Raw genomic sequence first — 26,436 nt, forward strand, 5'->3', positions numbered from 1 at the left:
CTTCCTTTCACGTCTCTCGACGCCTAGGTAGCGTTGCGACCCCCGGATGCAAAGGTGCTGCCCCGTGACATTTGACCCCGCCAGCCTGACCTACGATTCAAACGGCCTCATTCCCTGTATTGCGCAGGACGCCGAAAGCGGCGAAGTCCTGATGATGGCATGGATGAACGCGGAGTCCGTCTCGCAGACCCTGTCGACCGGGCGCGTGACCTATTGGTCCCGATCGCGCCAATCCTTCTGGATCAAGGGGGAATCCTCGGGGCACGTGCAGAAACTGATCGACCTGCGTGTCGACTGCGATCGCGATTGCCTGTTGGCGATTGTCGATCAGACCGGCCCGGCCTGCCACACGAATCGCAGGGTTTGCTTCTATACCTCGGTCGTGGATGGCACCGAGGTCGAGTTGATGTCCCCCGAGGCCTGACCTTGCGCAGGTCCCGCCCGCGCAGACATGGGGCATATCGCCGCCGACAGGGGGGATCTCCCGCTCCGATACTTGAATTGTTAGCGCTAACGGTGCATTGAGAAGAAAAAGGAGGCCGTTCATGCCGCTGCACAGCCGAATCGACGAAATCACCGACATCATTCGCGAACGTTCCCGCCCGACGCGGGATGCCTATTTGACCCGGATGCGGGCACAGGCGCAGGAAGGGCCGCGTCGCGGCCACCTCGAATGCGGCAACCAGGCCCACGCCTATGCCGCGATGGGCGATGCCAAGGACGCGCTCGTGGCCGAGCGGACGCCGAACATCGGTATCGTGACCGCCTACAACGACATGCTGAGCGCACATCAGCCGTTCAAGGATTACCCCGACCGCATCAAGGCCGCGGCGCAGGCCGTGGGCGCAACCGCACAGGTCGCGGGCGGGGTTCCGGCCATGTGTGACGGCGTCACCCAAGGTCAGGTCGGGATGGAGCTTTCGCTGTTCTCGCGCGACGTGATCGCGCTGGCCGCCGGTGTGGCCCTGTCGCACAACACGTTCGATTCCGCGCTCTACCTTGGGGTCTGCGACAAGATCGTGCCCGGCCTCGTGATCGCGGCGGCCACCTTCGGCTATCTGCCGGGCATCTTCGTGCCCGCCGGGCCCATGGTCTCCGGTCTGCCGAACGAAGAAAAATCGCAGGTCCGCCGCGACTATGCCGAGGGCAAGATCGACCGAAAGGCCCTGATGGCTGCTGAAATGGCCTCCTACCACGGGCCGGGGACCTGCACGTTCTACGGAACCGCGAACTCCAACCAGATGCTGATGGAATTCATGGGGCTTCACCTGCCCGGATCCTCCTTCATCAATCCGGGCACGCCGCTCCGCGATGCGCTTACCGACTATGCGGCTCAGCGCGCGACCGAGATTACGGCCCTTGGCAATGCCTACACGCCGGTCTGTGACGTTCTGGATGAACGCGCCTATGTGAACGGCCTTGTCGGCCTGATGGCGACGGGCGGGTCCACGAACCTCGTGCTGCACCTGATCGCGATGGCCCGCGCCTCCGGCGTGCAGCTGACCTGCGCCGACTTCGACGCGATCTCGGATACCGTGCCACTTATGGCGCGCGTCTATCCCAACGGCCTTGCCGACGTGAACCATTTCCACGCCGCGGGGGGCCTGCCGTTCATGATCGGTCACCTGCTCGAGGCGGGTCTGCTGCATGACGATGTCGCGACCGTGGCCGGAACCGGCATGGTGGCCTACGCGCAGGAGCCGAAGCTGTCCGGCGATCGCGTGACATGGGAACCCGGCGCGCGCGAAAGCCTCAATGACAAGATCCTCAAGACGCCCGACGCGCCCTTCGCCAAGTCCGGCGGCCTGCGTCAGGTCAAGGGCAACCTCGGCCTTGGTGTCATGAAAATCAGTGCGGTAGCACCCGAACTTCATGTCGTCGAAGCCCCGGCGCGCATCTTCCACGACCAGCAGTCCGTCAAGGATGCCTTCCGCGCCGGCGAGTTGAATCAGGACGGTGTGATCGTCGTGCGCTTTCAGGGGCCGCGCGCCAACGGCATGCCGGAACTGCACGGCCTGACCCCGGTCCTGACCGTCCTGTTGCAGCGCGGGTTCAAGGTCGCGCTGGTCACCGACGGCCGCATGTCGGGCGCATCGGGCAAGGTGCCTGCCGCGATCCATGTCGCGCCGGAGGCTCTGGACGGCGGTCTGATCTCGAAACTGCAGGACGGGGATGTCATTCGCGTCGATGCCGCCGGCGGCAAGCTGGATGTCATCACCGAAGGTGTCGAGGATCGCGCCGCCGCAACACCGGATCTGTCCGGCAACAGCCATGGTATCGGACGCGAGCTGTTCGAAGTGTTCCGCGCAACGGCCGGTCGGTCCGACGAAGGGGCCGGGGTGGTCGTCTGATCCCCCGGTGGCCTTCCCGGCTTCTTTGCTCCTATAAGCTCTCAAACCAGACGCCAGCCAGAGGCACCACACCATGACCCCCGAAGACCAATCCAAAGCCGCCCGTGACATCGCCGCCAAGGCGCCGGTCATTCCCGTCATCGTTCTGGACGATGTCGACCACGCCCGTCCCCTGGCCGAGGCGCTGGTCGCCGGTGGCCTGCCGGCGTTGGAAGTGACGCTGCGCACGCCGGTCGCGCTGGATTGCATCCGCGCGATGGCCGATGTGCCGGGCGGTATCGTCGGGGCAGGCACGCTGCTGACCCCGGCCGACGTCAAGGCCGCCAAGGCGGCGGGCGCGATGTTCGGTGTGTCGCCGGGTGCGACCGATACCCTGATCCAGGCCTGCATCGACGAAGACCTGCCACTGCTGCCCGGCGCCGCCACGGCGACTGAGGCGATGCTGCTGCTGGAGAAGGGCTTCGACATGCTGAAGTTCTTCCCGGCCGAAGCATCCGGCGGGGCACCCGCGCTCAAGGGCATCGGCGCGCCGATCCCGCAGATCTCCTTCTGCCCGACCGGCGGCGTGACGCCGCAGAACAAGGCGAGCTATCTCAGCCTGCCGAACGTCGTCTGCGTCGGCGGCAGCTGGGTGGCGCCGAAGCCGATGATGGTGGCGGGCGATTGGGCCGGGATCGAGACTCTGGCCCGCGACGCCCGCGCCTGAAGTCAGGCAGGCAGGGCCCCGCATTTGGCAGGGCCGATCAAGCGCAGTTCATGGCGGCCGTCAGGCCGCCATTTCCTTTGCGACCGACAGGATCGTGGTCAGGGCCGGAATCAGACGTTCCTCCGGCTGTGTCAGCGCGACGCGCAAATGCCCCGCCGCGGCCTTGCCAAAGCTGTCGCCCGGCATCACCGCGATATGATGCGCCTCCAGCAGATGTGCCGCGAAATCGAAGGCCGACATCCCGGTCGCGCGGATATCCAGCATCAGATACATCGCCCCGCCGGACGGGATCACGCCGACGACCGACTGCTCTGCCAATACCGCAAGGCAGGCATCCCGCCGGGCAAGGAAGGGTGCCGCGATCGCGGCCTCGAACGCATCCCCTCGTGACAGGGCGAACTCCGCCGCGTCCTGGATGAAGCCGGGCACGCCATAGGTCGTATGCGTCACCAGAACGATCAGGTCCGCAATCGCCGCCTCCGGCCCGATCAGCCAGCCTATCCGGCTGCCGGTCATGGCATGGCTTTTCGACATGGAGCCGACGACGAAGCAGCGTTCGGCCATGCCGGGCAGGGCGCGGGGGCTGACGTGCGTGCCCGACCAGACCTGCGTGTCATACACCTCGTCCGAGATCAGCCACGCGTCGTTCGCGGTCGCGAATTGCGCGATCTGATCCATCGTATCGGCGTCATAGACCGCGCCCGTCGGATTGCTGGGCGTGTTGATCAACAGGGCATCGGCGGGGCCTGCCGCCTCCAGGGCGGCGCGGCGCGGCTGGAACCCGTCTTCGGGCCGGGTGGGCACGGGCACGGGCGTGCCCCCCGCCGCGCGGACGGTGCCGGGATAGGTGGCGTAATACGGGTCGGGGAACAGGATGCGTCCACCGGGGTCGATGCACGCCATCGCCGCGGCGAACAGCGCGGCCTGTCCGCCCGTCGTCACCAGCACATTGTCCCGCGTGGTCGCCACACCGGTGCGCGTCGAAACCCGGGCCGCGATCGCATCGCGCAGGCCATCTGTCCCCGCGATCGCGGCATAGCCGGTGTGCCCACCACGCGCCGCCGCATCCATCGCGGTCAGAATCGCCGGATCGGTGCCGATATCATGGTCGCCAACCGTCAGATCGGCCAGGGAAACGCCTGCTGCGCGCATGGCGCGGGCGCGGTGAAAGATGGCCCAGCCATCGTCGCCACCGGGGGCGAGGGTGCGCACTCTGTTTGAAGTCTGTGTCATGGCCGCACCGGACACCTGCGACGCGCCCTTGTCAAACGGTTGCGACGGGGTCCGCCGTCGTGCTACCGCCGCGTCATGGAACGCGTGACCTGCATCATTTGCCACTGTCCCGCCCGCTGAGATGATCGGCGGGCCCCGGTGGCCTGCGAGATCGCACCCCGGCCACCCCCCGCCACCGACGATGAGGAGAGACCGGATGGACCGGCCCCAGATGCGCCTGCGCAATTCGATGACCCGGACGGTGGTGCCGTTCGTCCCGCTCGATCCCGAAAACCTGCGCCTCTACCTGTGCGGGCCTACCGTCTACGACCGCGCGCACCTCGGGAATGCGCGCAACGTGATCCTGTTCGACCTGCTGTTCCGGCTGCTGCGCCATGACCACGGCGCGGACCGCGTCACCTATGTGCGCAACTTCACGGACGTGGATGACAAGATCAACGCACGGGCCGCCGCCACGGGGCGGAGCATTGGGGACATTACCGACGAGACGATCGGCTGGTATCACGCCGACATGGACGCGCTGGGCAACCTGCGCCCCACGCATGAGCCGCGGGCGACGGAGTATATCGCCGAGATGATCGCGATGATCGAAGGGTTGATTGCCTCTGGCCACGCCTATGCCGCCGAGGGGCATGCCCTGTTCTCGGTCGACAGCTTCGCGGAATACGGCAAGCTGTCGGGGCGGTCGGTCGACGACATGATCGCCGGTGCGCGGGTCGAGGTCGCGCCCTACAAGCGCGACCCGATGGATTTCGTCCTGTGGAAACCGTCTGACGCGGGCACCCCCGGATGGGACAGCCCGTGGGGACGCGGGCGGCCGGGCTGGCATATCGAATGCTCGGCCATGTCCAAGGCGCTGCTGGGCCCGTCGTTCGACATCCACGGTGGCGGCAACGACCTGATGTTCCCGCACCATGAGAACGAGCTGGCGCAATCCTGCTGCGCCGATCCGGACGCGGGGTTCGCGCAGGTCTGGCTGCACAACGAGATGCTGCTGGTCGAAGGGCGCAAGATGTCCAAGAGCCTTGGCAACTTCTTCACCGTCCGCGACCTGCTGGACAAGGGCGTGCCGGGCGAGGTCATCCGCTTCGTCTTCCTGTCGACGCATTACTCCAAGCCGATGGACTGGACCGACGCCAAGGCGCGGGAGGCGGAGGGGACGTTGCGCAAATGGCGCGCGATGGCCGCGGACGGCGGGACACCGGACGCGGCGGTCCTGACCGCGCTGCGCGACGATCTGAATGCCCCCGGCGCGATCGCGGAGCTTCACCGGATTGCGAAGACGGGCGATGGCGCGACACTTGCGGCTTCGGCGGCCCTGTTGGGGCTAAATATAGAGAAAATAGTTAATTCGCGAATTGTTCTGGATGGAGTTACGGTAATCGCGAGTTTAGCGGTTTCGCAACCGCAAGATGATGTCAGGGCTGTAGTCAGAAAGTGGTCAGAATTCCGGGATAACCGCGAGTTCGTAGCGGCTGATCATATTCGGAAGGCACTATTAGAGCTTGGGATGAGTGTTCGTGTCACGTCGGCTGGCCCTGAAGTCGAGATAAGTAGATCATATGACGCGTCTAAACTGAAGGGTTTGCTGTGAGCGGGGAGGGGGGGCAGCCCCCCGCGTCCGCGACGCCCCCCCGAGGTATGTCCGAGCAGAGGAAGGAACGTCTCTACCTCTACGACACGACCTTGCGTGACGGGCAACAGACGCAGGGGGTGCAATTCTCGGCCAGCGAAAAGGCCGAGATCGCGCGGATGCTGGACGATCTGGGTGTTGACCACATCGAGGGCGGTTGGCCCGGTGCCAACCCGACGGACAGCGAGTTCTTCGAACATGCGCCCAAGACCCGCGCCACGATGACCGCCTTCGGCATGACCAAGCGGGCCGGGCGGTCGGCCGAGAATGACGATGTGCTGGCCGCTGTCCTGAACGCGGGAACGCCCGCCGTCTGTCTGGTCGGCAAGACGCATCCGTTTCACGTCGATACCGCGCTGGGCATCACGCTGGACGAAAACCTGGAAAACATCCGCGCCTCCATCGCGCATATCGTGTCACAGGGGCGCGAGGCCCTGTTCGACGCAGAGCATTTCTTCGACGGCTACGCGGACGATCCGGCTTATGCGCGGGCCTGCCTTGCCGCCGCGCTGGACGCGGGTGCGCGTTGGGCCGTGCTGTGCGACACCAACGGCGGGACGATGCCGGGGCGTATCGCCGAGGTGATCGCGGCGCTGGACCTGCCGGGCGATCACCTGGGCATCCACACCCACAACGACACCGAACAGGCGGTTGCCGCTTCGCTGGCCGCGATCGAGGCGGGCGCGCGTCAGGTGCAGGGCACGTTGAACGGGTTGGGCGAACGCTGCGGCAACGCGAACCTGACGTCCCTGATCCCGACACTGCTGCTGAAAGCGCCCTATGCCTCGAAGTACGAGATCGGGGTGACGCGGGACAAGTTGCCCGGCTTGCTCAGGGTTTCGCGGCGGCTGGATGACATTCTGAACCGGGTGCCCCGGCGCGAGGCGGCTTATGTCGGCGCCTCGGCCTTCGCGCACAAGGCGGGGCTGCACGCCAGTGCGATCCTGAAGGATCCGACGACCTATGAACACGTCCCGCCCGAAACGGTCGGCAATCAGCGCATCGTGCCGATGTCGAACCAGGCCGGGCTGTCCAACCTGCGCAAGCGGTTGGGGGACGCGGGCCTGCCGACGGACGACACCGAAGCCCTGCGCCGCATCCTGGAAGAGGTGAAGAGCCGCGAGGATGCGGGATATTCCTACGACGGCGCGCAGGCGAGTTTCGAGATCATTGCACGCGAGGCGCTGGGCCTCTTGCCCGATTTCTTCGAGGTTAAGCGCTACCGCGTCACGGTGGAGCGTCGCAAGAACAAGTACGACCAGATGATCTCGCTGTCCGAGGCGGTCGTCGTGCTGAAGGTGGATGGGGAAAAGAAGCTGTCCGTTTCGGAAAGCATGGACGAGACGGGGGGCGACCGCGGGCCGGTCAACGCCCTGTCGAAGGCGCTGTTCAAGGATCTCGGCCGCTATCAGGAGGCGATCGACGATATCCGTCTGACCGATTTCCGCGTTCGTATCATGCAGGGCGGGACCGAGGCCGTGACCCGGGTCATCATCGACCACGAGGATGGGGAGGGCCGTCGATGGTCCACGGTCGGCGTATCCCCCAACATCGTCGACGCCAGTTTCGAAGCCTTGTTGGATGCCGTGCGATGGAAGCTATGTCAGACGCTATGATTGCTTTCCTGACTGTCCCTTCCGGCCTGACGGGTGATGACGCTGGCATGACGGGCCGCGCAGGCCGTGCGCTCCTGCACGGGGCGCGCCCGACATGACCCTGATCGAAGATATCGCCGCCTGCGCCGGCATCGTCGAGCGGGGCGATCCCGACCGCTTCGCCGCCGTCATGGCCGCGCCCATCGCGCAGCGCGAGATGCTGTTCCCGCTCTACGCCTTCAACGTCGAGGTCGCGCGCGCGCCTTGGGTCACGCAGGAGCCGCTGATCGCGGAGATGCGCCTGCAATGGTGGCGCGACGCGTTGGAGGAGATCGGCGGCGCAGGCCCGGTTCGGCGCCACGAGGTCGTCACCCCGCTGGCTGCGGTCCTCGATGCCGAGGGCGCGCGGACCCTGGATACGTTGATCGAGGCACGGCGCGCCGACATCGACAAATCCGCGCCCGAGGGGGGGCGCGCCGGCCTGATCGCCTATCTAGACGCGACGGCCGGCACCCTGCTCTGGACGGCCGCGCGCCTTGCCGGTGCCGGCGAGGAAGGCGCGATCCGGCAGGCGGGGCGCGCGCAGGGTGTGGCGGCCTATCTGACGGCGGTGCCCGACCTGATCGCGCGCAGCCATCACGCCTTGCCGCACGGCGACCCGGTCGAGGAGATGGCCGCCCTTGCGGATGCAGGTCTGACCGCCTTGGACGAAGCGCGCGCCACGCGCATGTCGCGACCCGCGCGCGGTGTGCTGACGGTCATGGCGGGTGTGGGCCCTGTCCTGAAAGCGGTGCGCAAGGATCCGGAGACGGCGTTGTCCGGTCTGGTGCGGCCTGTCGGGCTGACCCAGTCGCTGCGCCGGGCGCGTGCCGCGCTGCTCGGCCGGTTCTGAGGTCGGGCCCGATCAGGCCTTCTCGGCCCGCAGATAGCTGCGCATGCCGTAGATGAGGGGCGTGCCCGTCTCGGCGACGCGGACGGCCCGCACCGCACCGATGATGACGTGATGCGTCCCGATCAGGTCGACAGCCTTGATTTCGCAATCGAAGGCCGCAAGGCCGGGCAGGGCGGGCGCCCCGGTGTGCAGCCGCTCTGTGGTCAGGCCGTCGAACCGTTCGGCGCCCTGCGCCCCGCTGCGGCCTGCGAAGGTGTCGGCGATGGCCTGCTGCGATGCGTCCAGAACGTTGATCACGAAACACTTGTTGCGCAGGATCGGGTCGGCCGCGCTTGCGTCCTTGTTGACGCAGACCAGCATGGTGGGCGCCTCGCCGTCTGCGCTGACGCTGGTCATGGCCGACACGGTCACGCCTGCAAGACCGGCGGGACCATCGGTGGTCACCACGCTGACGGTGGCGGCGGCCCGGCTCATCGCCTGGACGAAATCTTCGCGCAATTGTTCCATGCAGCGCATCTAGCCGATGCTGCGCCCGTGTCGAGAGGCAATGGGCTTTCATTTGTCGTGCAAGCTGCGCTAGCGATGCAGGGTCAAGAAGGAGTCGTTGATGGCACTGCAGGATGCACGGGACCAGGTAGACACGGGCTTCACCCGATCCGAGGCGAAGGGACTGGCTTTCGAGAACGCCTTCGGCGGCGCCACGTCGGCGTTTCGCAGGCGCTATACCAAGGATCTGACGGGGTATGATCTGGCGATCACGGGGGTGCCTTTCGATCAGGCGGTCACGCATCGTCCGGGCGCGCGGTTCGGTCCCCGCGCCATCCGCGAGGCCAGCACGCTGCAACCTTTTGATCCGCCATACTACTGGGACTTTTCCCCGTTGGACGAATTCGCGGTCGCGGATTACGGCGATTGCGGGTTCGATTACGCCAAGGTGACCGAATTCCCCTGCGCCCTGCGCAACCATATCCGCAGCATCCTGGAGCAGGGGGCAGGCTGCCTGACGATGGGGGGCGACCACTATGTCAGCTTTCCGATCCTTCAGGCCCACGCCGAGAAATATGGCCCCCTGTCCCTGATCCAGTTCGACGCCCATTCCGACACATGGCCCGATGACGACATGAGCCGGATCGACCATGGCACGATGTTCTACAAGGCCGTGAAGACGGGGGTGATCGATCCCACCACCTCGGTTCAGGTGGGCATCCGCACGGTCAATCCGGACACGCTGGGCGTGACGACGATCGACGCGCGCGCCGTGCACGAAGCCGCGCCCGGCGAGGTCGCGCGCCGCATCAAGGACGTCGTGGGCGATCGCAACTGCTATGTCACCTTCGACATCGACTGCCTCGACCCGGCATTCGCGCCGGGCACGGGAACGCCCGTCTGGGGCGGTCTGTCGTCGGGGCAGGCGGCGGCGATCCTGCGCGATCTGGCGGGCATCAACATGGTCGGCGGCGACGTGGTCGAGGTGTCGCCGCCCTACGACACGACCGGGGCCACGGCCATCGCCGGCGCGCATGTGCTGATGGAGCTGATGTGCCTGTGGGGGTGGACGCGCAGGACGTAGACCGCGCGCCCCGACCGAAATCGCGCCGCCCGATGGAACGGGCGGCGCGTGTTGTCAGGCGTCGACTTCGAGGGGTGTGTCATCCGTCACCGGCAGGGACGGATCGCCATGGTCACCGGTCTGCAAGGCACGGCGAACGCCCGCTTCGTAGTCGGGATGCACCTTGCCCAGAACCGCCAGCCAGCGTTCCTTGACCGCATCCGATACCGGGGCCATGCCGCCGGCCATGTTCTTGTGCAGGCGGTCACGCTCCGCATCGTCCATGACCTCGCTGTAGAGGGCGCGCGGCTGAACGTAGTCCGCCTCGTCCTCCAACTGCTTGTGGCGGGCGATGATCGCATCGGCGTCGATCTTCATCGGCGGCTCTGCCACCGTCTCGTCGGCGACGGGGCCGTCGTACTGGTTCGGCTCGTAATAGGCGTTCGGGTTGCCGAAATCGTTGGTGAAGAACCGCATGGAGCCATCCTTGTGGTAATGGTTCACCTTCGCCGCGCGCGGGGCGTTCGGCGGCAGCGCCTCGTAATGCGTACCGATCCGGTAACGGTGGGCATCCGCATAGGCAAAGATGCGCGCCTGAAGCATCTTGTCCGGGCTGAACCCGATGCCGGGCACGACGTTGTTGACGTTGTAGGCGGCGTTCTCGACCATCTGGAAGTAGTTTTCCGGGATCGTGTTCATCTCCAGCTCACCGACCTCGATCAGTGGATAGTCGCCATGCGGCCAGACCTTCGTCAGGTCGAAGGGGTTGTAGGGCACCTTTTCGGCGTCGGCCTCCGGCATGACCTGCAGGTACATCGTCCACTTCGGGAAATTTCCCGCCTCGACCATGTTCCACAACTCTTCCTGATAGCTTTCGCGCGTCTGCCCGATGATCTCGGCGGCCTTGGCATCGCTGTACCATTCATTGCCCTGCTGGGTCTTGAAATGGAACTTGACCCAGTGACGCTCTCCCGCCGCGTTCCACATCGAGAACGTGTGACTGCCGTAGCCGTTCATGTGTGCCGGGCTGCGCGGGATGCCGCGGTCCGACATCAGTATCGTGACCTGGTGCACGCTCTCGGGCTGACCCGCCCAGAAATCGAACATCGCTTCGGGGGAACGCATGTTCGTCTTGGGGTGGCGTTTCTGCGTGTGGATGAAATCCGGAAACTTGTAGGCGTCGCGCACGAAGAAGATGGGGGTGTTGTTGCCCACCATGTCCCAGTTGCCCTGCTCGGTATAGAACTTCAGGCTGAAGCCCCGCACGTCCCGTTCGGCGTCCGCGGCACCGCGTTCGCCCGCGACGGTCGACCAGCGGGACAGGACCTCGGTCGTCTTGCCGACCGCGCTGAACATGTCGGCGCAGGTATATTGCGTGATGTCATGTGTGACGGTGAACTTGCCCTGAAGGCCCCAGCCCTTGGCGTGAACCGTCCGCTCGGGGATACGTTCGCGGTTCTGGTGTGCAAGTTTCTCGAACAGGGCGTGGTCTTCGACCAGCAGGGGTCCGCGCGATCCGGCGGTCTTGGAGTTCTCGTTCGTGGACAGCGGGGCACCCGAGGTGCTGGTCAGGCGTTCGGCCATGGTGTCTCCGTATGCAAATGTGGTTCCGCGGAAAACGCACTATTGGCGCGCCAGTTCCCGAAACGGGCCGATTTCCCTGCGACATCCCGGCCGCGGCACTGGCAGCGGGGCGCCGAAGCAGCTATCTACGCGGAACAGACAGGAGGGTTCCCATGCCGCGCGATCTGAAAATTCCCGAGCAGCGCCACCCCGAAAAGGCGCGCCGCCCTGACAATCCGCAGCCGAAGAAGCCGAACTGGATCCGGGTGAAGGCCCCCGTGGGTGATGGCTACAAGAAGACCGCCAAGATCATGCGCGAGCACAAGCTGGTCACCGTCTGCGAAGAGGCGGGGTGCCCGAATGTCGGCGAATGCTGGTCGCAGGGGCACGCCACGATGATGATCATGGGCGAGGTCTGCACCCGCGCCTGCACCTTCTGCAACATCGCCACGGGCAAGCCACCCGAGGCGCTGGACGTGTTCGAGCCGGGGCGCGTCGCCGATGCCGTTCAGAAACTGGGCCTGAACCACGTCGTGATCACCTCCGTCGATCGCGACGACGTGGAGGACGGCGGGGCCGAGCATTTTGCCCAGACGATCCGCGCCGTCCGCAAGCGTGCACCGGGCACCACGATCGAGATCCTGACCCCCGATTTCATCCGCTGCGCGCCCGAGGCGCTGGAAGTCGTCGTCGCGGCCAAGCCGGATGTCTTCAACCACAACCTCGAAACCGTTCCCGGCCTCTACCCGGAGGTTCGGCCCGGTGCGCGGTATTTCCATTCCCTGCGCCTGTTGCAGCGCGTGAAGGAGTTGGACCCGACGATGTTCACCAAGTCCGGCATCATGGTGGGTCTGGGCGAAGATCGTCAGTCGGTCATCCAGGTCATGGAGGACATGCGCGCCGCCGACATCGATTTCCTGACCATCGGTCAGTATCTGCAACCCACGCCCAAGCACCACGCCGTCGACCGGTTCGTCACCCCGGAAGAATTCGCCTCCTACGAGAAGGCGGCCTACGGCAAGGGGTTCCTGATGGTCTCCGCGACACCGCTGACGCGGTCCAGCTATCATGCGGGCGACGACTTTGCCCGCCTGCGGGATGCCCGGTTGAAAAAGCTTGGCCACGCTTAACGGGCCGCAGGGCGCGGATCGGGGTTGCCGCAACGATGTGGCAACCCGTCGGCTTTTCGAAAAGCCGAAGAAATCCCGTCAGGGACGCGGCGGAAGCGCCTTCAGATAGGCGGCGATCGCACGCCTGTCCGCCTCGGTTGTTTCGGCAAGATTGCGGACAACCGACACCATGTGGCCACCGACGCTGTCGAAGTCGGGCGTGAAACCGTCGTTCAGGTATTGGGCGATCTCGTCCTGCGACCAGGTCAAGGTGGCCGGTGTCAGGCCGGGGACCCGCCCAGACCCGCCCGGGTCCGGCGCGCCGGCCATCCACTGGCTGCGGTCCAATCCACCCAATGCGGTGCGGGGGGTATGACACTCCGCGCAATGGCCCAGCGCCTCGACGAGGTATCGACCGCGCAGCACCTCCGGATCGTCCGCGTCGACCTGAAACCCATCCTGGGCGAATAGCGCCTTCCAGACGCCGACGCCGCTGCGCAGCGAAAAGGGAAAGCCCACATCATGGCCCGGCGGCACTGTGTCGGCGGCCGGCAGCCCCTGCCAGAAGGCCCACAGGTCCGCGATATCCTGCGGCGCGGCAAGCGCATAGGCGGTATAGGGAAAGGCGGGATAATAATGCGCGCCTTCGGGGGACACGCCGCGTTGCACCGCATTCGCGAATTCCGCGAACGTCCAATCGCCGATCCCCGCCTCCGGATGGGTGGAAACGTTGGGCGCGACGAAGGTGCCGAAGTCGGAGGGGAACCGTTGTCCACCGGTCAGGATCAGCCGAGCCGCACCTTCCGCCCCGTCCGCCGCATGGCAGGAGGCGCAGCCAGCGACCCAGAACACGTCCTCGCCCCGCGCGGCATCGCCAGGCAGCCCTGCGATGCTTTCAGGGGGAAGGGGGGTGGCGCGGGTCAGCCAGATGACCGCGCCCCCGCCGATCAGGACCAGGGCCGAAACCACGAGGACAAGACGACGCATGATCGGGCCGTTCAGTTGGCTGAGGCCCGGTAGGTGTCATGACAGGTTCCGCAGGTGCGGCCGACGCCGCCCAGACCGCCCCTAAGGGCATCGAGGCCATCCCCGGCAACCCCCTGCAGGGCCACGGTCGCGGTGCTGAAATCATCCCATGCGGCATCGAAACCGGCGCGATCCTCCCAGATTGCGGGCAGGGCGCGGCTTTCTTCGTGACCGGCCGTGTCCTCGGGCCACAACAGCGTCTGGGAGATCATGCCAATGGCGGCAAGGTTGTCCGCCGCCTCCTGCGCGGCGGCAGCATCATAGTCGATATTGCCGCGCGCCATGTTGCCGATCACGCCCATGTGGACGGAAATCAACTGCATCTGTCCCTTGCGCGCCGCGATTTCCGCCGGGGTTCGCGCGTGGCTTGCGGCAAATCCGGCGGCGGCAACGCCGGTGATCGTGGCGGTCAGGATGGCAAGGTTAGACAGTTTCATGGCGCAGCTCCAGGGTGGTTTGCTGCATCCGATTAGGCGCGGCATCCTGCCGCTGCGTCAACCGGCTTTGTCCGTCTGCGCGAAAACGTGACGTCGCCGCGGTCAGGCGTCGGGGTTCGCGGCGCGCCAATCGGCCCAGTCCTCGGGCGTATCAAGGTCTGTCAGGGCATCGCGCGCGGGCAGGGGCACATGCGTGACCTCGTGATCGCGCAGAAGGCGGCGGGCCCCTTCGTCACCGGTCAGATCTTGCAGCGCCGCAAACAGGCTGCGCGCGAAGATGACTGGTTGACCGGGCGTGCCATCGGCCCCCGTGGCGCGCAGGATCCCGGCGGTGCTGTTGCGCCATGCCGTGATCAGCGTCCAAAGATCGTCGCCCGTCACCTCGGGCATGTCGGCCAGCACGACCATCATGGCATCCGCCGTGCAGGCCGCGACACCCGCGCGAAGCGAGGCGGACATTTCCCGCGCCTCCACCTCGATCAGCCGTGCGGGTGTGTCGCCCAGCCATGCGCGGCGCGAGGTGTCGCCTTTTGGCAGGACGACCGTCACGTCAGCACAGGCGGCACAGGCCATGCGCACGACCCGCAGGATCAGGGGCGTTCCGGCGACCGGCTGCAACAGCTTGTCATCGCCCCGCATGCGGGACGACGCGCCGGCAGCAAGGATCACGATGGCGGGTGCGGGTCTCATGCCCTGCTTCCTACGCAGAGGGGGCGAGAGTTCAAGTGTCGATGGTTTCCGGCGCGTCGTTCGCATCGGGGGCAGAGGGGGCGCTGCCCCCGGCCTGCGGCCCCCCCGGGATATTTGCGGGAACAAAGAAGGGGGGGCGTTAACCTTAATATGCGGTTGATGGCACGGCCCGTGTCAGCCGCGCTGGCGTGCGCCGTTGGCATCGAATAGCGGTGCATGCTGCGGTTTTGCCGGGCGCAGTTCGTCGAGGAGTTCGATGGCCCAGTTGCCATCGCTGGCCGCGTGGGACTTGTCGACATAGCCCAAGGCCATCGAGACACCGCTGTGATGCGCATAGCCGCCCGAGGTGACGAAACCGACACGTTCGCCATTCAGCCAGATCGGCTCATCCCCGATGACATCGGCATCCGTCGTCTCGACCGTGAAGCCCATCAGGCGCAGGGCGCCGCCGGTGTCGCGTTCGGCCAGCGCGCCGTCCTTGCCGACGAAGGCCGCGTCCTTGGAATAGGCGACGAAGCGGTCAAGGCCGGCCTCGACGGGCCCGTAAAGCGGGCGGTATTCGCGGGCCCAGCCGCCGTAGTTCTTTTCCAGCCGCATGGAGTTCAGCGCGCGCAGGCCGAAGGGTTTGATGCCCAGCGGTTCCCCCGCCTGCATCAGCAGGTCGAAGATGCTGCGTTGGTATTCCGGCTTCATCCACAGCTCGTAGCCGAGGTCACCCGTGAAGCTGACGCGCCCGACGATGGCGGGGGCCAGCCCGACATTCATGTGGCGAACGGCCATGAAGCGCATAACCTCGTTCGACATGTCCTGACCGGTCACCGCCTCCATCAGGGCGCGCGATTTCGGGCCAGCGATGGCAAGGCCGACCATGCCGAGGCCGATCACCTCCAAGGTGACGGAGCCGTCCTTGAGCATGAACTTCTCGAACCAGCGGGTATAGAACACCTCTGCCATGCCGGACCCGGCGAGGAAGAAATCCCCCTCGGCGAGGCAGGAGATGGTCAGGTCGCCCTGTATCTTGCCGTCTTCCTTCAGCATCGGGGCGAGGGCCATGCGGCCCGGCTGGGGGATCTTGCAGGCAAACACCCGGTCCAGGAAATCGCGCGCGCCCGGCCCGCGGACAGCGAACTTCGAGAACCCCGACGTCTCCATGATGCCGACCCCGTTGCGGCAGGCATGCACCTCGGCGGCGACATGGTCGTGGTCGGTCGAGCGGCGCCAGCTGAACACGTCGCGCGTGTCGTCGGGCGAGAACCACAAAGGTGCCTCCAACCCCCAGCTGTCGCCCATCTGCGCGCCCATCCCCAGCAGCTTGTCATAGATCGGCGTGGTCTTGTGGGGCCGCGCGGCGGGCAGCTCCTCGTTCGGGAACTTGATCGAGAACCGGCGGGCGTAGTTTTCCTGCACCTTGGGGTTGGTATAGGCCAGCGTCGCCCAATCGCCGTAGCGCGCCACGTCCATCGCCCAGACATCGAAGCCGGGATCGCCGTCGATCATCCAGTTGGCGAGGCTCAGCCCCACACCGCCCCCTTGGCTGAACCCCGCCATGACGCCGCAGGCGGACCAGAAGCCGGGCAGTCCCCGGATCGGGCCGACCAGCGGATTGCCGTCGGGGGCGAAGGTGAAGGGGCCGTTGATGATCTGCTTGATGCCGGCGTTGGCGAAGGCGGGGAAATGCTCGAACCCGACCTCCAGCGAGGGCGCGATGCGGTCGATGTCGGGTTGCAGCAACTCGTGCCCGAACTCCCACGGGGTTTCGCGGACGGACCATGGCACGCAGGCCTTTTCGTAGGTGCCCATCAGCATCCCGCCGCGTTCCTGTCGCAGGTAGAGTTCCCCGTCGAAGTCGACGGCGTGGATGACCTCCTTGCCGGTGGTCGCATTGACCTCGGCCACCTCCGGCATGTCCTCGGTCAGCAGGTACATATGCTCCATCGCGAGGATCGGTATTTCCAGCCCGACCATGCGGCCCACTTCGCGCGCCCACAGGCCCCCGGCGTTGACCACATGTTCGCAGGCGACGTCGCCCTTGTTCGTGTGCACCGTCCATCCGCCGGAGTTGCGGGTGATGGCTTCGACCTTGGTGTGGGTTTCAATGCTGGCGCCCAGCTTGCGGGCGGATTTGGCATAGGCATAGGTCACGCCGGAGGGATCGAGGTGGCCGTCCACCGTCGTCTCGACCGCGCCGACGAACTTGGACGGGTCAAGCAGGGGCATCAACTCATGCGCGCGTTCGGGGGTGATGATCTCGGCGTCGATGCCTTGCAGGCGGCCCTTGGCGACGGTCGATTTCAACCAGTCGAAGCGATCTTCGGTCGAGGCGAGGAGGACCCCGCCGGTCATGTGAAAACCGGTCGCGTGACCGGACAGCTCCTCGATCTCCCGGTAGAGATCGATGGTGTATTTCTGAAGCTTGGCGACATTGGGGTCGCCGTTGATCGTGTGGCACCCGCCCGCCGCGTGCCATGTCGACCCGGAGGTCAGCTCGGACCGTTCCAGCAGAAGGACATCGGTCCAGCCACCCTTCGCGAGGTGATAGAGGACGGAACACCCGACCACACCGCCGCCGATCACCACCACCCTTGCCGTATCCTGCATCGCCCGTCTCCTGTCTGATGGGATCAGGCTATGACACGGCCCCGCCAGCACGCGCCGCGTAGCGACGGGCAGAGGTCGTTTTTCGTCGTTCCCGTGGGTTGCGGGCCTTGCGATTGCCCCCCGTTGCACCCGATCATGCGCACGGCCAACAGCGGAGGCACCATGACCATTCCATACCTCGACGCGGCGGATCTGATCGCCCTGAACCTGTCGCAGACGGAGGTGGTGGACGCGATAGAAGCCACCATTCGGGGCGCGGAGGCCGGACGCGTCTGGGCCGCGCCCAAGGCGACGATCATCCCCGGGGATTCGCGCTACATGATGGCCGCGCTGGCCGCGATGGACGGGCCATCGCACCTGGCGGTCAAGATGGTCGTTCTGAACCCCGAAAACAGCGCCAGGGGCCTGCCACAGATCAACGGTCTCGTGACCATGCTGGACAGCGTGACGGGGCGGCCACTGGCCATTCTGGACGGCAACTGGATCACGGCGGTGCGCACCGCCGGTCTGAGCGCCACGGCGGCCCGCCACATGGCCCGGCCCGATGCGGCCGTCGCGGGCTTTGTCGGCTGCGGGGTGCAGGCGATCAGCCACCTCGATGCCTTTGCCGAGATGTTCCCACTGCGGGACGTGGTCTATTTCGGGCGTGGTCAGGCCAACAAGGACAAGTTCGCCGCACATGCCACCGCGCTGGGCCTGACCGCCACGGCCTGCGATACGGCAACCGAAGTCGTTGCCGGTTCCGATCTGCTGGTGACTACCGTGACGCATACGGGCGGCGCGGACCCGTTCCTCGACGCCGCGGACATGCCGCCCGGTGCCTTCGCCGCCGTCGTCGACCTTGCCGCGCCGTGGCACCGGAACAGTTTCGGGGTGCTGGACCGCGTCGCCGTGGATGATCTGGTCCAGGAAAGGGCGATGGAGGCGAAGCTGTGCGACCCCGATCACATCCACGGTGACCTGTCCGGTCTGGTCCTTGGCACGACGGTCGGCCGCGCATCGGAAGCTGACCGCACGGCATTCGTGTTCCGGGGGCACGCCTTGGGTGATCTTGCCCTGTCGTCCCTGTGCCTGACGCGCTATCTAGATGAAAAATAGATCATTCGGGTGAACGACCGTCCGCGACGACGGGCCAGTGGAGACAGGGACATGAGCAAGATCGAATCCGTGGACGTGCGTCTGTTCCACATCCCGCTGGCCGAGGTTCTGGTGGATGCCAAGCACGGCGATCACCATCATTTCGAACTGATCACCGCGACCGTGCGGTTGGACGACGGGTCCGAAGGCACGGGGTATACCTATACGGGTGGCAAAGGGGGGCACGCGATCGCCGCGATGATCGAACATGATCTGGCCCCCTTCCTGATCGGCCGGTATGCCGCCGACGTCGAGGCGATCTACGAAGAGATGCAGTGGCACGTCCACTACGTCGCGCGCGGCGGAATCGCGTCCTTCGCTATTTCCGCGGTCGATATCGCGCTTTGGGACCTGCGCGGCAAAGCGCTGGGTCAACCGCTCTGGCAGATGGCGGGCGGGGCAGGTCAGACCTGTCGCGCCTATTGCGGGGGCATCGATCTGGGCTTTGCGCTGCCGAAACTGCTCGACAACGTTCGCGGGTATCTTGCGCGCGGTTTCGAGGGCGTGAAGATCAAGGTCGGCAAACCGACCCTGTCCGAAGATGTCGCCCGCGTCGCCGCCGTGCGGGATCTGATCGGGCCGGATGTCGCCTTGATGGTCGATGCCAATTACGCCATGTCCGTCGATCAGGCCATCGCCGCCGCGGAGGCGTTTCGCCCCTTCGACCTGATGTGGTTCGAAGAGCCGACCATCCCGGACGATTATGCCGGCTATGCGCGGATCTCGGAACAGACAGGCATGCCCCTTGCCATGGGCGAAAACCTGCACACCATTCACGAGTTCGGCTATGCCTTCGATCAGGCCGACCTTCGGTTCATCCAGCCCGACGCATCGAACTGCGGTGGCATCACCGGGTGGCTTCAGGTCGCGCGCATGGCCCGCGACTATGGCCTGCCTGCGTGCAGCCACGGGATGCAGGAGCTGCATGTGTCACTGGTCGCGGGGCAGCAGAACGCCGGCTGGATCGAAGTGCACAGCTTCCCCATCGACAGCTATACCATTCGGCCGCTGGTGGTGGAAAACGCCCGCGCCGTCGCGCCCGATACCCCCGGCATCGGTGTGACCTTCGATTGGGACAAGCTGGAGGCGGCCAATATCCTCGTCCCCCGGTTGCAATCCCCGCACCTGCGGACCGTCATGTAACCCGGGCGCGACACGACCGGATCGGCGTCCGATCAGATCGCCGTGACCCTTTGCGAGATACGGCCAAAAAGGTCGGTGCCGTCCGCGTCGGTCATCCAGATGTCGACCTGATCGCCCGGCGTCAGGAACGGCGTCTGCGGTGCGACATGCAGGATCGTCTCGACCGTCCGCTGCTCGGCGATGCACGAATATCCGGCGCCGCCCAGGGCGACCGGTGCGCCGGGGCCGCCGTCCGCCGCGCGGTTCGACACGGTCCCGGACCCGATGACCGTCCCGGCGGGCAGGGGGCGCGTCTTGGCCGCATGGGCGATCAGCGTGCCGAAATCGAAGGTCATGTCCTCGCCTGCCCGGGCCCGTCCGAACGGCACCCCGTTCAGATCCACGCACATCGTGCCGTGCAACTTGCGTCCGTCCCAACCCGACAGGGCATCCGGCGTCACGGCAAAGGGGGAACAGGTCGACGGGGGCTTCGATTGGACGAACCCGAACCCCTTGGACAGCTCATCGGGGATCAGCGTGCGCAGCGAGACATCGTTGATCAGCATGATCAACCGGATCGCGGCCGCGGCCTCATCCGGTCCCGCGCCGCGAGGCACCTCGCCGGTCATGACGGCGACCTCCGCCTCCATGTCCATGCCCCACGCCGGATCACCGGACAGCGCCGCGTCATGGGGCGCGAACACCGCACAGCCCTGGTACATCAGAGGGTCCGTCCAGAACCGCGGCGGCATGTCCACGCCGCGCGCGCGACGCACCAGATCGACATGGTTCACATAGGCGGATCCGTCGAGAAACGTATGACTACGCGGCAAGGGCGCAAGCAGGCGTGTCAGCGGCTCCGGCGGGCCCAAGGCATCGCGGCCCCCTTCGAGCCAAGCCATCATCGACCCGCAGGCAACCGGGCGACAGGTGTCGCCACTCACGACGACAAGGCGCCCCTGAGGCGTGCCGTCATCCAGACTTGCAAGTTTCATGGGTGCCCCCGCGCGATCCGGACCTTGGGGGTCCGGGGGCGCAGCCCCCGGTTGGTCGTGCGACGCAGTCGCGCGAAACCCCTCATTTGCGCCCCGGCGTGCCATCGAACAGCTTTGGAAGATCTTCCCAGCAGTCGATGTAATCGTCCTGCAGGGGGGCCTCTTCGGCGGCAAACCGGGTCAGATGCTGCGGAAATCGCGTCTCGAACATGAAGGACATCGTATCCTTTAGCTTTGCTGGCTGCAGGTCCGCATTCGACGCCCCTTCGAACGCCGCCCGGTCCGGGCCATGGGGCAGCATCATGTTGTGCAGCGACAGGCCGCCGGGGACGAACCCCTTGGGTTTCGCATCGTAGATGCCGTGGATGTTGCCCATCAGCTCGGACATCACGTTCTTGTGGTACCATGGCGGGCGAAAGGTATCCTCCGCCACCATCCAGCGGTCGCGGAACAGGACGAAATCGATATTGGCGGTCCCCTCCACCCCGGATGGCGCCGTCAGAACGGTAAAGATCGACGGGTCAGGATGGTCGAACAGGATCGCGCCGACCGGGCAATAGGTCCGCAGGTCGTATTTGTAGGGCGCGTAATTGCCGTGCCATGCCACGACGTCCAACGGCGAATGGCCGATCCGTGTCTCGTGGAATTGTCCGCACCATTTCACCGTCACCGTCGAGGGGACCTCCCGATCCTCGAAGGCGGCGACCGGTGTCTTGAAGTCCCGCCTGTTGGCCATGCAATTGGCCCCGATCGGGCCCCGCTGCGGCAGGTCGAAGGCCTGACCGTAGTTTTCGCACACGAAGCCCCGGCACGGCCCCTCTCGCACCTCGACGCGGTAGACCAGCCCACGGGGCAGAACTGCCACCTCCTGCGGGTCAAGGTCGATCACGCCCAGTTCCGTGCAGAACCGCAGGCGCCCTTCCTGCGGCACCACGAGGAGTTCGGAATCGGCCGAGTAGAAATAGGCGTCCGTCATGCTCTCGGTCACCAGATAGACATGCGCCGCCATGCCGACCAGCGTGTTGACGTCGCCCGCCGTGGTCATGGTGCGCATGCCCGTCAGCCACGTCACGGGCGCGTCCCCATGCGGCAGCGGATCCCAGCGGTATTGCCCCAGCGAGGTGACATCGGGGATGACATGCGGCGCCGTCTGCCAATGCGGCAGGTCGATCCGTCGGAAACGATGCGTATGTCTGACGCTAGGCCGGATGCGATAGCACCATGTCCGTTCGTTCCGGTGACCGGGGGCCGTGAAGGCCGTGCCGGACAATTGTTCTCCGTAGAGGCCATAATCGCATTTCTGGGGGGAGTTCATCCCCTGCGGGAGGGCATCCGGCAGGGCCTCCGTCTCGAAGTCGTTGCCAAAGCCGGGCATGTAGCCGTCGTTCGGCCCCCCGGGGCCGGGCGCGCGGGTCAGGCCGGATGCATGTGCCCTGTCGTCGATACCTCGCAATTCGTCCGTACATCGATATTGGTTGATTTTGTAACCAACAACGCCGGATCCCCGATGTCCCACCCGTCCGATTTCGATCTGAGCCGTTTCACGCCCTACCTTCTGAACCTTGCCGCCGAGAACACGGGCAAGTCGTTTCAGCGCACGTATCGCGACCGTTACGGGATGCTGCGCACGGAATGGCGCGTTCTGTTCCACCTTGGCCGCTACGGACCGATGCGGGCGCGTGACATCTGCGACCGGGCACAGGTGCACAAGACGAAGGTCAGCCGGGCGGTCGCGGCCCTGAGCGACAAGCGCTTTCTGACCCGGACGACGCGGGACGATGACCGGCGCGAGGCGATGCTGTCGCTTACCAAGGCCGGAGAGGCCGCTTTCAGGGATCTGATCGGGGCGGCATGGCAGTTCGATCAGGACCTGCTGGCACCGTTTTCCCCGCAGGAACGCCGCATCCTGATCGCCTGCCTGACGCGTCTGGCCGGCCGTTCTGATGATGTCGATGCGATTTAGTGCGGCCCGAGACCCTGCCATCATCGATCTGCGGCCTATCTGCACTGGCATGGCCGGCAAGATGAGACGCAAGGGCGACCTGCCCACCAAAACCTGTGCCACCTGTGGCAAACCCTTTGCATGGCGCAAGAAATGGGCGGCCGTGTGGGACGAGGTGCGCTATTGTTCGGACCGATGTCGGTCGGCGCGTCGCGGAATCGGTAAGGAAAACTAACCAATCCTGTTGCCGATAGGAAACTTTGGCGTTAATCCGCTCCTGACACTTTTGGGAGAGACCTATGACGCGCATCGACAAATCCGGCTTGTCCGTCGCCGCATCTCTGGCGGAGTTCATCGACACAAAGGCACTGCCCGGCACGGGCGTCAACCCGGAGGCCTTCTGGTCCGGTTTTGCAGAAATCGTCGGTGACCTCGCCCCGAAGAACGCGGCCTTTCTGGCCGAACGCGAAGAGATCCAGACCAAGATCGACGACTGGCATCGCGCGCGGGCCGGTCAGGCCCATGATGCGGATGCCTACAAGGCGTTCCTGCAGGACATCGGCTATCTTGTCCCGGAAGGCGAGGATTTCACCATCGAGACGACGGGCGTCGACCCCGAGATCGCGCATATCCCCGGACCGCAGTTGGTCGTGCCGATCACCAATGCGCGCTATGCGCTGAACGCGGCGAACGCGCGCTGGGGCAACCTGTATGATGCGTTCTACGGAACCGACGCGATCGGCGACCTGCCCGGCGGCAAGGGATATGACGCCGAGCGCGGCGCCCGTGTCATCGCCAAGGCCAAGGCGTTTCTGGACCAGGCGGTCCCCCTAGCCTCGGGCAACTGGTCGGACCTGTCCGACGTGGCGGGGGCCAAGCTTGCCGCCCCGGACCAGTTCATCGGAACACGCCAGTTGGATGGCGCGCCCTGCTACCTGTATGAAAACAACGGCTTGAAGGTCGAAGTTCGCGTGAATCCGACGGGGGTCATCGGCGCAACCGACCCGGCGGGCATCGATTCCGTCTGGCTCGAATCCGCCCTGTCCGCGATCATGGACTGCGAAGACTCCGTCGCCTGTGTCGACGCCGAGGACAAGGTCGGCGCCTATTCGAACTGGCTTGGCCTGATGCGCGGGGATCTGACCGAAGAGGTCACGAAGGGCGGCAAGACCTTTACCCGCGCCCTGAACCCCGACCTCACGTTCGACACGCCCGACGGGGGCACCGTGACCGCCAAGGGCCGCGCGCTGATGCTGATCCGGAATGTCGGCCACCTGATGACGAACCCTGCGATCCTTTTGCCTGATGGGTCGGAAATTCCCGAAGGCCTGATGGATGCCGCCGTGACGACCCTGATCGCGATGCATGATCTGGCGCGCGAGGGGGGCAATTCCGTTGCCGGTTCCGTCTATGTGGTCAAGCCCAAGATGCATGGGCCCGCCGAGGTCGCCTTTGCGGACGAGATCTTTACCCGCGTCGAAACCCTGCTGGGCCTGCCTGCAAACACGGTCAAGCTGGGCATCATGGATGAGGAGCGTCGCACCTCCGCCAACCTCAAGGAATGCATCCGCGCCGCCAGATCGCGTGTGGCCTTCATCAATACCGGGTTCCTCGACCGCACGGGCGATGAGATCCACACCTCGATGGAGGCGGGCCCGATGTTGCCCAAGGGCGAGATGAAGGCCACGCCGTGGATCGCCGCCTACGAGGATCGCAACGTCGATATCGGGCTGGCCTGCGGCCTGAAGGGTCGCGCACAGATCGGCAAGGGCATGTGGGCCATGCCCGACATGATGGAGGCGATGCTGGAGCAGAAGATCGGCCACCCCAAGGCCGGTGCGACCTGTGCATGGGTGCCGTCGCCCACCGCCGCGACGCTGCATGCCATGCACTACCACAAGGTCGACGTGCTGGCCCGTCAGGATGAGCTGGCGGCGGGCGGGGCACGCGGCACGCTGGACGATCTGCTGACCATCCCGGTGATGGAGGGGCGCAACCTGTCCGACGACGAAGTCACGGCAGAGATCGAGAACAACGCCCAGGGGATCCTCGGCTACGTCGTCCGCTGGGTCGATGCGGGCATCGGCTGTTCCAAGGTGCCGGACATCAACGACGTCGGCCTGATGGAGGACCGCGCCACCTGCCGTATCTCGTCCCAGGCGCTGGCCAACTGGCTGCACCACGGTGTCATCACCGAAGAACAGGTCCACGCGGGCATGCGCAAGATGGCGGCCGTGGTCGATGGGCAGAATGCGGATGATCCGACCTATACGCCGATGGCGCCGGACTTCGACAGTATTGCCTACAAGGCTGCCGAGGACCTGGTCTTCAAGGGGCGGGTACAGCCGTCCGGCTATACCGAACCGGTTCTTCATGCGCGTCGCCTCGAACTGAAGGCGGCAGGCTGACCCAAACTTCAACGGGTGGGGGATGTGCCCCCGCCCGACACCTACAAAAGGACAGACCATGACAGAGATTACATGGGATCAGGCCCGCACCATCATCGGGACCGCCATCACCAAAGGGCGCGACATGGGGCTGAAGCCGCTGTCCGTCGTGGTTCTGGACGCGGGCGGTCACGTCAAGGCGTTCGAGCGCGAGGACGGGGCCGCGCCCGGTCGCTTCGCGGTTGCCCACGGCAAGGCCTATGGTGCGGTCATGCTGGGCATGGCCGGTGGGGCGCAGATGGCCCGCGCAGAGCAGCAGCCCTATTTCATGGCTGCGGTCAACGGCGTGTACGGGGGACAGGTCATTCCGGTGCCGGGCGGCATTCTGGTGCGCGACGTGGCGGGCGCCGTGATCGGGGCCGTCGGCGTGACCGGTGATACCTCCGACAACGATGCCGAGGTTGGTCTGGCCGGGATCGCGGCCGCCGGGTTCGCCGGCGAGGCCTGAGGGCCCTTACGAAGCGTGGTGGTCGGGTGCCGCTTATTGCGGCCCGACCCCGCAGGACTGCCCTTTGCGTGGGCGGTCCCTAGACCGTGCGCAGACGCATGGTCGTCTGTGAATATCCGAGGCTGGTGGCACCGTCGCACAATAGCTAGTGTGCGACCAACCGGAGGATAGTCATGCGCCCGACCGTCGGCATCATCTCGAACCAGTTTCTGATCAACGACCAGTATCCGGCCCATGGCAACGGTGCGATGAACACCAATGCCATCGCCCACGTCTCGGACGCGATCGCGCTGACGTTTCCAGGCGACCCCAAGGTGTCGCGGGTGGATGAGTTGTTGGAGGTGTTCGACGGGTTTCTGTTCACCGGCGGCCGTCCGAACGTCCACCCCGAGGAATACGGCGAGGAACCGACGGACGCCCACGGCGCGTTCGACCGCGACCGTGATCGCGTCGCCCTGCCACTGATCCGTGCCGCGGTGGAACGGGGACAGCCGGTTCTGGGCGTCTGCCGCGGGTTTCAGGAAATCGCCGTGGCATTCGGGTCGACCCTGCACCCCGAAATACGCGATTTGCCGGGGCGGATGAACCACCGGATGCCGCCCGACGGAACGCTGGAGGAAAAGTTCGCCCTGCGGCATGAGGTGCGCTTTGCCCCCGGTGGCCCCTTCGCCAGCCTGATGGGGTCCGACGCCGTACAGACGAACACGCTGCATGGGCAGGGGATCAAGCAGGCGGGCCCCCGCGTGCGTATCGATGGTTGGGCCCCCGACGACACGCCCGAGGCGATCTGGATCGACGGGGCACCCGGTTTCTGCATGGCCGTGCAATGGCACCCCGAATGGAATGCGGCCGCGGACCCGGTATCACGGCCCCTGTTCGAGGCATTCGGCGACGCCTGCCGCGCCTGGCGTGCCGGACGGAACATGCCCCTTCGCCAAGCGGGATGATGACGCCGGAAACGGC

At 65.8% G+C, this 26,436-nt stretch carries 24 protein-coding genes; 15 read left to right on the forward strand and 9 right to left on the reverse strand.

The features are described 5' to 3' along the window. Positions 1-46: 46 nt before the first annotated feature. The 3 genes from hisI (at position 47) to eda (ending at position 3,057) form a co-directional block, all read left to right on the forward strand. Entirely contained in the window at positions 47-424 is a 378-nt protein-coding gene (gene hisI, locus V6N07_RS01395; protein ID WP_371153472.1) for a phosphoribosyl-AMP cyclohydrolase, read from the forward strand. Positions 425-545: 121 nt separating this feature from the next. Beyond that, complete coding sequence (edd, locus tag V6N07_RS01400; RefSeq protein ID WP_371153473.1) at positions 546-2,351, forward strand: phosphogluconate dehydratase; 1,806 nt, start codon at positions 546-548, stop codon at positions 2,349-2,351. A gap of 73 nt (positions 2,352-2,424) precedes the next feature. Next, a complete protein-coding gene (gene eda, locus V6N07_RS01405) occupies positions 2,425-3,057 on the forward strand; it encodes a bifunctional 4-hydroxy-2-oxoglutarate aldolase/2-dehydro-3-deoxy-phosphogluconate aldolase (RefSeq protein WP_371153474.1) in 633 nt (210 codons plus the stop codon). A gap of 60 nt (positions 3,058-3,117) precedes the next feature. On the opposite strand, the gene V6N07_RS01410 is transcribed toward eda, so the two are convergent. Further along, on the reverse strand, positions 3,118-4,290 hold the full coding sequence (locus V6N07_RS01410) for a pyridoxal phosphate-dependent aminotransferase (protein WP_371153475.1): 1,173 nt from the start codon (positions 4,288-4,290) through the stop codon (positions 3,118-3,120). Between the two features lie 196 nt (positions 4,291-4,486). On the opposite strand from V6N07_RS01410, the gene cysS reads away from it, so the two are divergent. The 3 genes from cysS (at position 4,487) to V6N07_RS01425 (ending at position 8,410) form a co-directional block, all read left to right on the forward strand. Then, complete coding sequence (gene cysS / locus V6N07_RS01415; protein WP_371153476.1) at positions 4,487-5,884, forward strand: cysteine--tRNA ligase; 1,398 nt, start codon at positions 4,487-4,489, stop codon at positions 5,882-5,884. A gap of 47 nt (positions 5,885-5,931) precedes the next feature. After that, a complete protein-coding gene (cimA, locus tag V6N07_RS01420; protein ID WP_371153477.1) occupies positions 5,932-7,539 on the forward strand; it encodes a citramalate synthase in 1,608 nt (535 codons plus the stop codon). 94 nt (positions 7,540-7,633) lie between these two features. Next, the gene (locus V6N07_RS01425) at positions 7,634-8,410 is read left to right on the forward strand and encodes a squalene/phytoene synthase family protein (protein WP_371153479.1); all 777 of its coding nucleotides are present in this window, start codon (positions 7,634-7,636) and stop codon (positions 8,408-8,410) included. Between the two features lie 12 nt (positions 8,411-8,422). Here the strand turns inward: V6N07_RS01425 and V6N07_RS01430 are convergent, their stop codons facing one another. Then, positions 8,423-8,917, reverse strand: coding sequence for a flavin reductase family protein (locus tag V6N07_RS01430; protein WP_371153480.1), 495 nt, complete (start codon positions 8,915-8,917; stop codon positions 8,423-8,425). 100 nt (positions 8,918-9,017) lie between these two features. On the opposite strand from V6N07_RS01430, the gene speB reads away from it, so the two are divergent. Then, the gene (gene speB / locus V6N07_RS01435) at positions 9,018-9,980 is read left to right on the forward strand and encodes an agmatinase (RefSeq protein ID WP_371153482.1); all 963 of its coding nucleotides are present in this window, start codon (positions 9,018-9,020) and stop codon (positions 9,978-9,980) included. Positions 9,981-10,034: 54 nt separating this feature from the next. Here speB and V6N07_RS01440 read toward each other — a convergent pair whose 3' ends face one another. Further along, on the reverse strand, positions 10,035-11,543 hold the full coding sequence (locus tag V6N07_RS01440) for a catalase (protein ID WP_371153483.1): 1,509 nt from the start codon (positions 11,541-11,543) through the stop codon (positions 10,035-10,037). A 152-nt stretch (positions 11,544-11,695) separates the two neighbouring features. Here V6N07_RS01440 and lipA point away from each other — a divergent pair, with 152 nt between their 5' ends. Beyond that, entirely contained in the window at positions 11,696-12,652 is a 957-nt protein-coding gene (gene lipA, locus V6N07_RS01445) for a lipoyl synthase (protein WP_371153484.1), read from the forward strand. A gap of 78 nt (positions 12,653-12,730) precedes the next feature. Here lipA and V6N07_RS01450 read toward each other — a convergent pair whose 3' ends face one another. From V6N07_RS01450 to V6N07_RS01465, 4 genes are all read right to left on the reverse strand, one after another. Then, the gene (locus tag V6N07_RS01450; protein WP_371153486.1) at positions 12,731-13,618 is read right to left on the reverse strand and encodes a c-type cytochrome; all 888 of its coding nucleotides are present in this window, start codon (positions 13,616-13,618) and stop codon (positions 12,731-12,733) included. An 11-nt stretch (positions 13,619-13,629) separates the two neighbouring features. Beyond that, positions 13,630-14,094: a cytochrome c gene (locus V6N07_RS01455; RefSeq protein WP_371153487.1), complete on the reverse strand. Its 465-nt coding sequence runs from the start codon at positions 14,092-14,094 to the stop codon at positions 13,630-13,632. A gap of 102 nt (positions 14,095-14,196) precedes the next feature. After that, positions 14,197-14,784, reverse strand: coding sequence for an NTP transferase domain-containing protein (locus V6N07_RS01460; RefSeq protein ID WP_371153489.1), 588 nt, complete (start codon positions 14,782-14,784; stop codon positions 14,197-14,199). Positions 14,785-14,958: 174 nt separating this feature from the next. Next, complete coding sequence (locus V6N07_RS01465; RefSeq protein ID WP_371153490.1) at positions 14,959-17,382, reverse strand: FAD-dependent oxidoreductase; 2,424 nt, start codon at positions 17,380-17,382, stop codon at positions 14,959-14,961. A gap of 162 nt (positions 17,383-17,544) precedes the next feature. Between V6N07_RS01465 and V6N07_RS01470 the strand changes: the two genes are divergently transcribed. After that, positions 17,545-18,480 carry an ornithine cyclodeaminase family protein gene (locus tag V6N07_RS01470; RefSeq protein WP_371153491.1) on the forward strand — a complete coding sequence of 312 codons (936 nt, stop codon included), beginning with the start codon at positions 17,545-17,547 and terminating at the stop codon, positions 18,478-18,480. A 51-nt stretch (positions 18,481-18,531) separates the two neighbouring features. Beyond that, complete coding sequence (locus V6N07_RS01475) at positions 18,532-19,662, forward strand: mandelate racemase/muconate lactonizing enzyme family protein (protein WP_371153493.1); 1,131 nt, start codon at positions 18,532-18,534, stop codon at positions 19,660-19,662. A 32-nt stretch (positions 19,663-19,694) separates the two neighbouring features. Here V6N07_RS01475 and V6N07_RS01480 read toward each other — a convergent pair whose 3' ends face one another. Both V6N07_RS01480 and hmgA read right to left on the reverse strand, forming a co-directional pair. Then, positions 19,695-20,636 carry a fumarylacetoacetate hydrolase family protein gene (locus tag V6N07_RS01480; RefSeq protein WP_371153495.1) on the reverse strand — a complete coding sequence of 314 codons (942 nt, stop codon included), beginning with the start codon at positions 20,634-20,636 and terminating at the stop codon, positions 19,695-19,697. A gap of 82 nt (positions 20,637-20,718) precedes the next feature. Continuing rightward, positions 20,719-22,011, reverse strand: coding sequence for a homogentisate 1,2-dioxygenase (gene hmgA, locus V6N07_RS01485; protein ID WP_371155357.1), 1,293 nt, complete (start codon positions 22,009-22,011; stop codon positions 20,719-20,721). A 132-nt stretch (positions 22,012-22,143) separates the two neighbouring features. Between hmgA and V6N07_RS01490 the strand changes: the two genes are divergently transcribed. From V6N07_RS01490 to V6N07_RS01510, 5 genes are all read left to right on the forward strand, one after another. After that, a complete protein-coding gene (locus tag V6N07_RS01490; protein WP_371153497.1) occupies positions 22,144-22,599 on the forward strand; it encodes a MarR family winged helix-turn-helix transcriptional regulator in 456 nt (151 codons plus the stop codon). A gap of 61 nt (positions 22,600-22,660) precedes the next feature. After that, positions 22,661-22,813, forward strand: coding sequence for a DUF2256 domain-containing protein (locus V6N07_RS01495; RefSeq protein WP_371155358.1), 153 nt, complete (start codon positions 22,661-22,663; stop codon positions 22,811-22,813). A gap of 64 nt (positions 22,814-22,877) precedes the next feature. Beyond that, positions 22,878-24,986 (forward strand): malate synthase G, encoded by a 2,109-nt coding sequence (locus V6N07_RS01500; RefSeq protein WP_371153499.1) that lies wholly within the window; start codon positions 22,878-22,880, stop codon positions 24,984-24,986. A 58-nt stretch (positions 24,987-25,044) separates the two neighbouring features. Then, positions 25,045-25,473, forward strand: a complete 429-nt coding sequence (locus V6N07_RS01505) for a heme-binding protein (protein WP_371153501.1) — start codon at positions 25,045-25,047, stop codon at positions 25,471-25,473. Between the two features lie 173 nt (positions 25,474-25,646). Continuing rightward, entirely contained in the window at positions 25,647-26,420 is a 774-nt protein-coding gene (locus V6N07_RS01510) for a gamma-glutamyl-gamma-aminobutyrate hydrolase family protein (RefSeq protein ID WP_371153503.1), read from the forward strand. Positions 26,421-26,436: the final 16 nt, after the last annotated feature.

It is taken from the genome of Jannaschia sp. 2305UL9-9 (assembly GCF_041403465.1).
Taxonomy (GTDB): domain Bacteria; phylum Pseudomonadota; class Alphaproteobacteria; order Rhodobacterales; family Rhodobacteraceae; genus Jannaschia.

Excerpts from the sequence above, each read along its gene's own strand:
- hisI (WP_371153472.1), top strand. The coding sequence starts at position 47 with ATGCAAAGGTGCTGCCCCGTGACATTTGACCCCGCCAGCCTGACCTAC.
- edd (WP_371153473.1), top strand. The coding sequence starts at position 546 with ATGCCGCTGCACAGCCGAATCGACGAAATCACCGACATCATTCGCGAA.
- eda (WP_371153474.1), top strand. The coding sequence starts at position 2,425 with ATGACCCCCGAAGACCAATCCAAAGCCGCCCGTGACATCGCCGCCAAG.
- V6N07_RS01410 (WP_371153475.1), bottom strand. The coding sequence starts at position 4,290 with ATGACACAGACTTCAAACAGAGTGCGCACCCTCGCCCCCGGTGGCGAC.
- cysS (WP_371153476.1), top strand. The coding sequence starts at position 4,487 with ATGGACCGGCCCCAGATGCGCCTGCGCAATTCGATGACCCGGACGGTG.
- cimA (WP_371153477.1), top strand. The coding sequence starts at position 5,932 with ATGTCCGAGCAGAGGAAGGAACGTCTCTACCTCTACGACACGACCTTG.
- V6N07_RS01425 (WP_371153479.1), top strand. The coding sequence starts at position 7,634 with ATGACCCTGATCGAAGATATCGCCGCCTGCGCCGGCATCGTCGAGCGG.
- V6N07_RS01430 (WP_371153480.1), bottom strand. The coding sequence starts at position 8,917 with ATGGAACAATTGCGCGAAGATTTCGTCCAGGCGATGAGCCGGGCCGCC.
- speB (WP_371153482.1), top strand. The coding sequence starts at position 9,018 with ATGGCACTGCAGGATGCACGGGACCAGGTAGACACGGGCTTCACCCGA.
- V6N07_RS01440 (WP_371153483.1), bottom strand. The coding sequence starts at position 11,543 with ATGGCCGAACGCCTGACCAGCACCTCGGGTGCCCCGCTGTCCACGAAC.
- lipA (WP_371153484.1), top strand. The coding sequence starts at position 11,696 with ATGCCGCGCGATCTGAAAATTCCCGAGCAGCGCCACCCCGAAAAGGCG.
- V6N07_RS01450 (WP_371153486.1), bottom strand. The coding sequence starts at position 13,618 with ATGCGTCGTCTTGTCCTCGTGGTTTCGGCCCTGGTCCTGATCGGCGGG.
- V6N07_RS01455 (WP_371153487.1), bottom strand. The coding sequence starts at position 14,094 with ATGAAACTGTCTAACCTTGCCATCCTGACCGCCACGATCACCGGCGTT.
- V6N07_RS01460 (WP_371153489.1), bottom strand. The coding sequence starts at position 14,784 with ATGAGACCCGCACCCGCCATCGTGATCCTTGCTGCCGGCGCGTCGTCC.
- V6N07_RS01465 (WP_371153490.1), bottom strand. The coding sequence starts at position 17,382 with ATGCAGGATACGGCAAGGGTGGTGGTGATCGGCGGCGGTGTGGTCGGG.
- V6N07_RS01470 (WP_371153491.1), top strand. The coding sequence starts at position 17,545 with ATGACCATTCCATACCTCGACGCGGCGGATCTGATCGCCCTGAACCTG.
- V6N07_RS01475 (WP_371153493.1), top strand. The coding sequence starts at position 18,532 with ATGAGCAAGATCGAATCCGTGGACGTGCGTCTGTTCCACATCCCGCTG.
- V6N07_RS01480 (WP_371153495.1), bottom strand. The coding sequence starts at position 20,636 with ATGAAACTTGCAAGTCTGGATGACGGCACGCCTCAGGGGCGCCTTGTC.
- hmgA (WP_371155357.1), bottom strand. The coding sequence starts at position 22,011 with ATGCCCGGCTTTGGCAACGACTTCGAGACGGAGGCCCTGCCGGATGCC.
- V6N07_RS01490 (WP_371153497.1), top strand. The coding sequence starts at position 22,144 with ATGTCCCACCCGTCCGATTTCGATCTGAGCCGTTTCACGCCCTACCTT.
- V6N07_RS01495 (WP_371155358.1), top strand. The coding sequence starts at position 22,661 with ATGAGACGCAAGGGCGACCTGCCCACCAAAACCTGTGCCACCTGTGGC.
- V6N07_RS01500 (WP_371153499.1), top strand. The coding sequence starts at position 22,878 with ATGACGCGCATCGACAAATCCGGCTTGTCCGTCGCCGCATCTCTGGCG.
- V6N07_RS01505 (WP_371153501.1), top strand. The coding sequence starts at position 25,045 with ATGACAGAGATTACATGGGATCAGGCCCGCACCATCATCGGGACCGCC.
- V6N07_RS01510 (WP_371153503.1), top strand. The coding sequence starts at position 25,647 with ATGCGCCCGACCGTCGGCATCATCTCGAACCAGTTTCTGATCAACGAC.